Origin of the sequence: Pseudomonas sp. C5pp, from assembly GCF_000814065.1 — a bacterium.
Classification (GTDB): domain Bacteria; phylum Pseudomonadota; class Gammaproteobacteria; order Pseudomonadales; family Pseudomonadaceae; genus Aquipseudomonas; species Aquipseudomonas asiatica.
This window is the reverse complement of sequence record NZ_JWLN01000050.1, coordinates 20,213-29,936: the sequence shown is the minus strand read 5'-3', so window position 1 is coordinate 29,936 and position 9,724 is coordinate 20,213. Positions and strand designations below refer to the sequence as shown.

General features: G+C 63.4%; 7 protein-coding genes. All 7 read right to left on the bottom strand.

Features of this window, described 5'->3' with window-relative positions:
• Positions 1-331 precede the first annotated feature (331 nt).
• The 7 genes from panC to RR51_RS30965 all read right to left on the bottom strand — a co-directional run bounded on the left by panC (position 332) and on the right by RR51_RS30965 (position 9,542).
• Positions 332-1,195, bottom strand: a complete 864-nt coding sequence (gene panC, locus RR51_RS26595) for a pantoate--beta-alanine ligase (RefSeq protein WP_013974275.1) — start codon at positions 1,193-1,195, stop codon at positions 332-334.
• Complete coding sequence (panB, locus tag RR51_RS26590; RefSeq protein WP_039615245.1) at positions 1,192-1,992, bottom strand: 3-methyl-2-oxobutanoate hydroxymethyltransferase; 801 nt, start codon at positions 1,990-1,992, stop codon at positions 1,192-1,194. Before panB ends, panC begins: the two co-directional genes overlap by 4 nt.
• Before the next feature lie 262 nt (positions 1,993-2,254).
• Positions 2,255-2,734, bottom strand: coding sequence for a 2-amino-4-hydroxy-6-hydroxymethyldihydropteridine diphosphokinase (gene folK / locus RR51_RS26585; protein WP_013974273.1), 480 nt, complete (start codon positions 2,732-2,734; stop codon positions 2,255-2,257).
• On the bottom strand, positions 2,731-4,119 hold the full coding sequence (locus RR51_RS26580) for a polynucleotide adenylyltransferase PcnB (protein ID WP_039615244.1): 1,389 nt from the start codon (positions 4,117-4,119) through the stop codon (positions 2,731-2,733). The genes folK and RR51_RS26580 overlap by 4 nt, the downstream gene beginning before the upstream one ends.
• A gap of 840 nt (positions 4,120-4,959) precedes the next feature.
• Positions 4,960-6,402, bottom strand: a complete 1,443-nt coding sequence (locus RR51_RS26575; protein ID WP_039615243.1) for a sigma-54-dependent transcriptional regulator — start codon at positions 6,400-6,402, stop codon at positions 4,960-4,962.
• A gap of 4 nt (positions 6,403-6,406) precedes the next feature.
• Positions 6,407-9,382, bottom strand: coding sequence for a sensor histidine kinase (locus tag RR51_RS26570; protein ID WP_023661523.1), 2,976 nt, complete (start codon positions 9,380-9,382; stop codon positions 6,407-6,409).
• On the bottom strand, positions 9,366-9,542 hold the full coding sequence (locus RR51_RS30965; RefSeq protein WP_003250005.1) for a hypothetical protein: 177 nt from the start codon (positions 9,540-9,542) through the stop codon (positions 9,366-9,368). Before RR51_RS30965 ends, RR51_RS26570 begins: the two co-directional genes overlap by 17 nt.
• Between the last annotated feature and the right edge of the window lie 182 nt (positions 9,543-9,724).

Sequence of the window (9,724 nt, the reverse complement as noted above, 5' to 3'; positions counted from 1 at the left end):
AAGGCTTCGCGCATGCTGAAACCTTGCATGGCGTCGCGGTGTTGCTGAAGCGCCTGCCAGGCGGGCAGGGCCGTGACATCGTGGGGTGTACGGTAATACGCCATTGCGCGGGGTTCCCTTGGTGCGTGGTGAGACCTTGGACACGGCACTCATTGCCGGGTTCAGGCTGGCACCATTATAGGCAAAGGCCACTTGCAGGGAATGGGTATGGCGGGGGAATTTGGGGGCGCTTTGCGCCCCACTCGCAGCACAAGGCTGCTCCTACAGAAGAAGGTGGTTTCTGTAGGAGCAGCCTTGTGCTGCGAATGGGCTGCAAGGCAGCCCTGGGTCGTTACGCGGTCTTCTCTTCCAGATGAAGGTACAGGTTGTCGATCAACCGTGTGTTACCCAGGTAAGCCGCCGCAATCACCACCAGATCACGATCATCGATCATCGCGGGTCGCAGGCTTACCGCATGACGCACCTCAAGGTAATCCGGGCGGAAACCCGCGGCGGTCAACTGCGCTTTGCCTTCGGCAACCAGTGCGGCAAAGTCCCGCTGGCCATGGCGGATGGCACCAGCGATATGCTGCAGCGTGCGGTACAGCGCAGGTGCCGTAGCACGCTGCTCCGGCGTGAGGTAGCCGTTACGCGACGACAGCGCCAGGCCGTCCTCGGCCCGCACTGTGGGCTCGCCGATGATCTGGATCGGCATGTTCAGGTCGCGCACCATGGCGCGGATAACCGCCAGCTGCTGGAAGTCCTTTTCACCGAACACGGCAAGGTCGGGCTGTACCATGTTGAACAGCTTGCTGACCACGGTGGCCACGCCTTCGAAATGGCCGGGCCGGCTGGCGCCGCACAGGCCTTCGGAAAGGTGGGGTACGCTGACGCGGGTTTGCACGCTCATGCCGTCGGGGTACATCTCTTCGACGCTGGGCGCGAACAGCAGATTGCAGCCAGCCTGGAGCAGGCGCTCCTGGTCGGCGGCCAGGGTGCGCGGGTACTTGTCGAGGTCTTCGTTGGCGCCGAACTGCAGCGGGTTGACGAAAATGCTGGCGACCACGAAATCGGCGCGCTGTGCAGCCTTGGTCACCAGGGCGGCATGGCCGCTGTGCAGGTTGCCCATGGTAGGCACGAAGCCGATGCGCTTGCCTTCACCGCGGGCGCGGGCGACTGCGGCGCGCAGTTCGCGGACGGTCTTGACTGTATTCATGCACTGAACCCGTGTTCGCTGCCTGGGAAGCTGACCTGCTTGACCGCCTCGACGTAAGCGACGAGGGCGCTGTGGATATCCGGCTGGCCTTGCATGAAGTTCTTCACGAACTTCGGTACGCGGCCGCTCAGCGACAGGCCGAGCATGTCGTGCAGGACCAGGACCTGGCCATCGGTGCCGCTGCCGGCGCCAATGCCGATCACCGGGATGGATACGGCACTGGTGATTTCCGCCGCCAGTTCGCTGGGCACGCATTCGAGCAGCAGCATGGCTGCACCGGCCTGTTCCAGGGCGATCGCGTCGGCGCGCATCTGCCGGGCCTGGGCTTCCTGGCGGCCCTGGACCTTGTAGCCGCCCATCACGTTGACAGTCTGCGGTGTCAGGCCCATGTGCGCGCATACTGGCACGCCACGCTCGGCCAGCAGGCGGATGGTCTCGGCCAGCCAGGCCGCGCCTTCGATCTTGATCATGTGGGCGCCGGCCTGCATCAGCGTGGCGCTGTTGGCAAAGGCCAGCTCTGGTGTGGCGTGCGCCATGAACGGCAGGTCGGCAAGGATCAGCGCACCGTCGTTGCCACGTTTAACGCTGGCTGTATGGTAGGCCATGTCTGCGGTGGTCACCGGCAGTGTGCTGTCGTGGCCTTGCAGGACCATGCCCAGCGAGTCGCCCACCAGCAACACTTCGACACCGGCGTGGCTGGCAGCCTTGGCGAAGGTCGCGTCGTAGCAGGTCAGCATGGTGATTTTTTCACCCTTGGCCTTGAGGCCATTGAGGGTGGTCAGGGTTACTTCAGGCATGTAGGAAATTCCTCGTTCAGGCGCTGTAAGAAACGACTGCATTCAACGCGTGTAGTCATTTTCCGGAGCGGCACATCATCGCGCGTGATGTTCGGGCACAGGTCCGTCCGGGCCTAAATACGGGTATGCGGCACTTTGGTGCCACACGGGACGCCTATAGTCGTGAGCGAGGTGGGGGAAGTCAATCACCCTGTTACCGCATTGTTACGATCAGGGTGTTACTGGCGTTACCGCGCCAGTGTGCAAGGCTGGAACGCCCGGTTTACAGGCGTTCCAGGCCGACGAACGGGCAGTCGTCGAGCAGTTGCGCAAGGGCGCGGCCGTCGGCCAGGCGGAAATCGCCCGGTACCAGTTCCGCCAGCGGGTACAGCACAAAAGGCCGGGCATGCATGTGGTAATGCGGTACTTTCAGGCGCGGCTCATCAAGCACCTGGTCGCCGAACAGCAGGATGTCCAGGTCCAGTGTGCGCGGGCCCCAGCGTTCCTTGCGCACGCGGCCCTGATCGTTCTCGATGGCCTGCAGTGCATCGAGCAGGGCCAGCGGTGGCAGGGCGGTGTCCAGGGCGGCGACGGCGTTGGTGTAGCGCGGCTGGCCGGGCAGCAGCGAATCGCTGGTATACAGGGCCGAGGCCGCCACCAGGCGTGTGGCTTCGACCTGGTCGAGGGCCTGCAAGGCGCTGCGCAGCTGCTCGGCAGGTGCGTCCAGGTTGCTGCCCAGGCCGATATAGGCGCGGGTACTCACTCGAACGCCTCGTCGCCACTGCGCTTGCGCTTGCCACCGCTGCGCTTGCGTTTGCGCGGGCCGGCGCCGGTGCCTTCGTCACGGCTGCCCAGTTCGCGGATCATCTCGCGGCGCTCGCTGTCGTTGGCATCCTGGTAGTCGGTCCACCACTGGCCGAGGTCGTCGGTTTCTTCCCCGGCGCTTTCCCGCAGCAGCAGGAAGTCGTAGCCGGCGCGGAAACGCGGGTTGTCCAGCAGCACATCGGCGCGCTTGCCGCTGCGGCGTGGCAGGCGCTCCTGCATGTCCCAGATCTCGCGGATCGGCAGGGTGAAGCGCTTGGGGATGGCGATACGTGCGCATTGTTCGGCGATCAGGTCGTGGGCCGCACCGTTCATGGCCGGGATAGGCGGCACGCCTTGGTTCTGCAGGTGCAGCACGCGGGCCGGCAGGGCTGGCCACAGCAGCGCGGCGAAGAGGAAGGCCGGGGTTACCGGTTTGCCTTGCTTCACGCGCAGGTCGGTGTTGTTCAGCGCTTGGCTGATCAGGGTGTGGGTGTAGGTCGGGCGCTCGTCCAGGGCATGCGAACTGGCCGGGAACAGCGGCTCGAACAACTGAAGGTCGACCAGCATTTCGAAGACGATGGCGCCCTGGCCGGAGAGGAACAGCTTGAGGCTCTCTTCGAACAGGCGCGCTGGCGGAATTTCGCGCAGCAGTGGGGCCAGCTCTCGAATCGGCTGGACCGTGTGTTTTTCGATGCCGAAGTCGAGCTTGGCGGCGAAGCGCACCGCGCGCAGCATGCGCACCGGGTCTTCCTGATAGCGGTGGGTAGGGTCACCGATCAGGCGCAGCAAGCGGTTGCGGATATCGTGCACGCCGTTGGCGTAGTCGAGGATGCGCTCGCTGACCGGGTCGTAGTACAGGGCGTTGATGGTGAAGTCGCGACGTTGCGCGTCCTCTTCCAGGGTGCCGTACACGTTGTCACGCAGAATGCGGCCACTGGCATTGTGCGACGAACGGTGGCTGTCGCCCTGGTCGTCTTCCGAATGGTGGGCGCGGAAGGTGGCGACTTCGATGATTTCACGTCCGAAATGCACGTGGACCAGCTTGAAGCGGCGGCCAATGATGCGTGCGTTGCGGAACTCGGCACGGACCTGTTCAGGAGTGGCACTGGTGGCGACGTCGAAGTCTTTCGGCGTGATGCCCAGCATCAGGTCGCGGACACAGCCACCGACCAGGTAAGCCTGGTAACCGGCGCTCTGCAGGCGTTCCACGATGTTCACCGCATGGCGGCTGAACTGGTGGCGTTGCAGCGAGTGCTGGCTCTTGTTGATCACCTCAGGCGTGGTGCGCCTGTGGTGCGGGCCCGGTACGGGCGGGCGGAACGACTGGAACAGCTTCTTCAGCATGGGATGCACTGTTTGAAGGAATGTTCGGCCAAGAATAGGAGAATGGCCGCATGATGGGCGGGGATTCTAGCATTTACTCAAGGAATGGTGTAGGCGGGTAGCAGGATGCCTGCCAGAAGGGTAGAAACGACAAGGGGAGCCTAAGCTCCCCAAGAAGTCGTTGCGTGCTCTTATTGTTTTTCTGCTGGGCTTCTTGTTTTTGTTGAGTGCCCTGTCCACAAATCTCGAAGCTTGTGGACGACCCCCAATCCAGGGGTTAAGAGCAAACGGATTGCTTTGGTCGCTGATGTCACGTTGATCTGTCGATCCAACCAGTTCAGGCGCTGCTTTTTAGTGCAGTTTTTATTGTTCTCTGCCTGGTTGTGGGGCAAGCCCCAAACACGCATCCTCTCCAAAAGAATCAGTTAGCTGCGCCTCCGCCGTCTTGTTTTTATTGTGCGTGAGCCGTTTCGTCTTGTTCTTATTCTGAGTTGCAGTGCTTGTTATTGTTCTTGTACCAGACATATAGCAGGTGCCGTGCCAACTTTTGAAAACCCAGTAAAATCAATGGGTTGGAGGTGGCTGGCAGTTTTCAAGCGGTCGAAAATGTCGAAATTTCGTTACCGTACGCCTCGGGAACTGTTACGGCGGAAAGCTTGGGTAACAGATTTTTGCAGGGGCTGATGTGTTACCTGGGGTGTGTGCGCTGGCTTTGCTGGCCCTTTCGCGGGCACGCCCGCTCCCACAGGGGTTGCACCACCCTTTAGGGCAGTGAAATCACTGTGGGAGCGGGCATGCCCGCGAAGAGGCCGGAGAGGTTGTAGACAGGGGCAGGAGGAGCCTCCCGCCCAGGCAGCGCGGTTACTCGCTGGTAGCGTTGCTCTTGCGCCGCGGGATACCCAGGCGCTGGCGGCGTTCCCACAGGCACTTGCGGCTGACTCCGAGCTTGCGGGCCAGCTCGGTCTCGGTCATGTGGTCCTGATGCTCGAGCACGAAGTGCTGGAAGTAGTCTTCCAGCGACAGGTCCTCGGTCGGCTCATGGCTGGCATTCGCCGAACTGGCCACGGCCAGGGCGTTGTCGAGGATTTCGTCCTCTTCCAGGTCACCCAGCTCGATGTCGATGCCCAGCAGGTCGGCGGAAATTTCCGCACTCTCGCTGAGGATCACCGCGCGCTCAACGGCGTTTTCCAGCTCTCGCACGTTACCCGGCCAGCTGTAGTGACGAATGGCCTGCTCGGCTTCGGCCGAGAAGTGCAGGTCGTCGCGGCCGATGCGCGCGCTCTGGCGGGCGAGGAAAGCGCTGGCAATCTCGTTGACGTCGCTGCCGCGCTCGCGCAGGGCAGGCAGTTTCAGGGCGATCACGTGCAGGCGGTAATACAGGTCTTCACGGAACTGGCCGGCTTTGGCCAGGTTCTTCAAGTCGCGGTGGGTCGCGGCGATCAGGCGTACATCGACCTTTTGCGACTGTACCGAACCCACCCGGCGAATCTCGCCTTCCTGCAGCACGCGCAGCAGGCGGGCCTGGGCTTCCAGCGGCAGTTCGCCGATTTCGTCGAGGAACAGGGTACCGCCATCGGCAGCCTCCACCAGGCCAGCGCGCCCGGCGCTGGCGCCGGTGAACGCGCCTTTCTCGTGGCCGAACAGCTCGGACTCGATCAGTGTCTCGGGAATGGCCGCACAGTTCACCGAAATCATTGGTGCCTTGGCCCGACGCGACAGGTTGTGCAGGGCGCGTGCGACCAACTCTTTACCGGTGCCCGACTCGCCCTGGATCAGCACGTTGGAATCGGTGGGCGCGACCTTGCGGATCTTGCTGTACATGTCCTGCATCGGCGGGCACGAGCCGATGATGCCGATTTCGCCATTGGCGGCTGCCGCGCTGCCTTTGTCGGCCGGGGCGGCCTTGCCATTGGTGGCGCGTGGCTCGGCCGCCGGTGCGGCAGCCGGAGCGTTCTGCCGGTCGCGCAGGATACGCGCCACCGCTTGCAGCATCTCGTCGTGGTCGAAGGGCTTGGCGATGTAGTCCACCGCGCCCATTTTCATCGAGTCTACCGCCGAGCGCAGGCTGGCGTAGCTGGTCATGATCAGCACCGGGGTGCCTTGGCCGAGCTTGATCAGTTCGGTGCCGGGTGCGCCTGGCAGGCGCAGGTCGCTGACGATCAGGTCGAAGGTGGCAATGCTGAAGCGTTCCTGGGCTTCCTGCACCGAGCCGGCTTCGCTGACCTGGTACTGGTTCCGTTCGAGCAGGCGACGCAAGGCCGAGCGGATGATGGTTTCGTCTTCGACGATCAGAATGTGCGGCATTGATTCAATTCTCTCGACGGTCTCGAATTTCAGGGGACGTCGCTACGACATGCCGGGGCAGGGTCACGCGGATCCGGGTGCCACGTTGCCGTTCGATATCGGCCGGGCTGTCGATGGTGATTTGCCCATAATGCTCTTCCACGATGGAATAGACCAGAGCAAGCCCCAGTCCGGTTCCTTCGCCCGGGTCCTTGGTGGTGAAGAAGGGTTCGAACAGGCGGTCCATGATGTTCTTCGGGATCCCGCTGCCTTCATCCTCGACGATCAGGTCGACGGTGTGCTCGCTGACTTCGCTGCGCACGCGCACGGCGCTGCCGGGCTTTGATGCGTCGCGGGCGTTGGAGAGCAGGTTGATCAGCACCTGGGCCAGGCGCTGCGGGTCCCCTTCGGCCCAGTGCTCCGGGTCGCAGAGGTTGAAGAACTGTACTTCGAAATTGCGTCGGTTCAACGCCAGCAGACCGATGGCGTCCTGCGCCACTTCGGCCAGGCATACCGGTTCTTCGCTGTTCTGGTGGCTGCCGCCGGCATGGGCGAAACTCATCAGCGACTGGACGATGCGCGATACCCGCTTGGTCTGTTCGAGAATCTGGCTGGATAGCTCGATGATTTCGCCATCGCCCTCACGCTCCTCGCGCAGGTTCTGCGCCAGGCAGGCGATGCCGGTGATCGGGTTGCCGATCTCGTGTGCCACGCCGGCGGCCAGGCGGCCGATGCTGGCCAGGCGTTCGGAGTGCACCAGCTTGTCTTCCAGCGCCTGGGTTTCGGTAAGGTCCTCTACCAGCAGCACCAGGCCGCTGTTGCCCGGGGCCAGCGGCTCGTCGATGGCCGCCTTGTGCAGGTTCAGCCAGCGCGGCTGGCCGTCCAGCGCCAGGCGCTGCTTGTGCAGGTGCTCGTCTGGCACGTTGATGAAGCCTTGCAGCAGGCCGCGCCAGGGTTCGCTGATGGTGACCAGGCGCGAGCCGACCACGTGCTTGGCGGCGATGCCGGTGAGCTCTTCCATGGCCTTGTTCCACATCAGGATTTCCTGGTCCTTGGCCAGCGAGCAGACGCCCATGGGCAGTTCCTGCAGGGTCTGGCGGTGGTAGCGGCGCAGGGCGTCGAGCTCGGCGGCCAGGCCGGTCAGGCGCGAGTGGTAGTCTTCCAGGCGGCTTTCGATGAAGTGGATGTCCTCGGTCACGTAGTTTTCGTTACCGGACTTGTACGGCAGGAAGGTCTCGACCATGTCCTGGGCCACGCTCGGCCCCATCAGGCCGGACAGGTTGGCCTCGATGCGGTCGCGCAGGCGGCGCAAGGCATAGGGGCGGCGCTCGTCGAACGGCAGGTAGAGATCGCGCAGGGCCTGTTCCACTTCCTTCTGTGCAGCCTTGGCGCCCAGCGGCTTGGCCAGTTGGGTGGCGAACTCCTGTGGCGAGGCGGCGTGCAGCTCGCGGCGTTGCGGGCGGCGCACATTGTCCACTGCGCAGGCTTCGGCGGCGCTTACCTCTTCGTTGCTGGCGTTGGTGAACAGCGAGATCAGGGTGAACAACAGCACGTTGGCCGCCAGCGAGGCGATGGCCGCCATGTGCCAGCTGGTGTCGTCCAGCACGTAGATCATGTCCAGCAGCGGGATGTAGAAGCCCTGCAGGTTGCCCAGCAATGGCAGCAGCATGGTCACCATCCACACCAGGGTGCCGGCCAGCAGGCCGGCGATGAAGCCACGGCGGTTGGCAGTCGGCCAGTACAGCACCGACAGCACGCCCGGCAGGAACTGCAACGTGGCCACGAAGGCGACGATGCCCAGGTTGGCCAGGCTCTGGTGGTTGTTCTGGGTGAGGTAGAACATGAAGCCGGCGGTGATGATGGCGACGATCAGCGCGCGGCGGGTCCACTTCAGCCAGCGGTAGATGTTGCCTTCGGCCGGCGGCTGGTACAGCGGCAGCACCAGGTGGTTGAGGGCCATGCCCGACAGCGCCAGGGTTGTGACGATGATAAGCCCGCTGGCGGCCGACAAGCCGCCGATGTAGGCCAGCAGCGCCAGTGCCTGGTTGTTGGCGGCAAGCCCCAGGCCCAGGGTGAAGTATTCGGGGTTGGTGGTGGCGCCCAGGCGCAGGCCGGCCCACAGCACCAGCGGCACGGCCAGGCTCATCAGTAGCAGGAACAGCGGCAGGCCCCAGCTGGCGCTGACCAGCGAGCGCGGGTTGAGGTTTTCGGTGAAGGCCATGTGGTACATGTGCGGCATGACGATGGCCGAGGCGAAGAACACCAGTAGCAAAGTGCGCCATGGGCCTTCCTGCAGCGGCGTATGCAAAGCGGCCAGGGCGGTCTGGTTCTGCAGCAGCCACACTTCCAGTTCGTGCGGGCCGCCGAACACGCCATACAGGGCATACAGGCCGATACCGCCCAGGGCCAGCAGCTTGATCACCGACTCGAAGGCGATGGCGAACACCAGCCCTTCGTGCTTTTCGCGTGTGGCGATGTGCCGCGAGCCGAAGAAGATGGTGAACAGGATGATGAGCGTACAGAAGGCGAAGGCCACCCGTGCCTTGACCGGCTCACCGGTAAGGATACTGATCGAGTCGGCTACCGCCTGGATCTGCAGGGCCAGCAAGGGCAGAACGCCGATGAGCATGATGATGGTGGTCAGCGCCCCGGCCCAGGTGCTGCGAAAGCGGAACGCCAGCAGGTCGGCCAACGAGGACAGCTGGTAGGTACGGGTGATCTTCAGGATCGGGTAGAGCAGCACCGGCGCCAGCAGGAACGCGCCGGACACCCCCAGGTAACAGGCAAGGAAGCCGTAGCCGTACTGGTAGGCCAGGCCCACCGAGCCATAGAAGGCCCAGGCACTGGCGTATACGCCCAGCGACAGGGTGTAGGTCAGCGGGTGGCGAATGATCGAGCGCGGGATCAACCCCCGCTCGCTGATCCAGGCCACACCGAACAGCACCATGAGGTACGCGGCGCTGATCAGGATCATCTGGGTCAGGCTAAAGCTCATCGGCATCTCGTTGGCTCTGCAGGATGAAGGTGACGACGATCAGGATCAGCCAGAGCAGGTAAGGGCGGTACCAGGCTCCGGTCGGTTCGATCCACCAGTCCATGATGGCCGGGGAGAACAGGTAGATCCCCACGACCAGAAGCAGGACCAAACGATAGATGTACATGCTGGCCTCGATGGTTGGGCGCTGCGGGCTTGGACTTATTATTGGCGCAAATGGCTGGGGGGATGCTAGCGGGAATCCATAGTGTTCGCCAAGAGGTTGAATTTATTGGGCTTTTGTTTTTGAGGGGTGGGTTGCTTGTGCCGGCCTCTTCGCGGGTGAACCCGCTCCCACAGGTAATGCGC

What these genes read in the sequence shown, in the direction of transcription:
- panC (WP_013974275.1), bottom strand. Translation starts at nt 1,195, where the DNA reads ATGAATACAGTCAAGACCGTCCGCGAACTGCGCGCCGCAGTCGCCCGC.
- RR51_RS26570 (WP_023661523.1), bottom strand. Translation starts at nt 9,382, where the DNA reads ATGCCGATGAGCTTTAGCCTGACCCAGATGATCCTGATCAGCGCCGCG.
- RR51_RS26580 (WP_039615244.1), bottom strand. Translation starts at nt 4,119, where the DNA reads ATGCTGAAGAAGCTGTTCCAGTCGTTCCGCCCGCCCGTACCGGGCCCG.
- RR51_RS30965 (WP_003250005.1), bottom strand. Translation starts at nt 9,542, where the DNA reads ATGTACATCTATCGTTTGGTCCTGCTTCTGGTCGTGGGGATCTACCTG.
- RR51_RS26575 (WP_039615243.1), bottom strand. Translation starts at nt 6,402, where the DNA reads ATGCCGCACATTCTGATCGTCGAAGACGAAACCATCATCCGCTCGGCC.
- panB (WP_039615245.1), bottom strand. Translation starts at nt 1,992, where the DNA reads ATGCCTGAAGTAACCCTGACCACCCTCAATGGCCTCAAGGCCAAGGGT.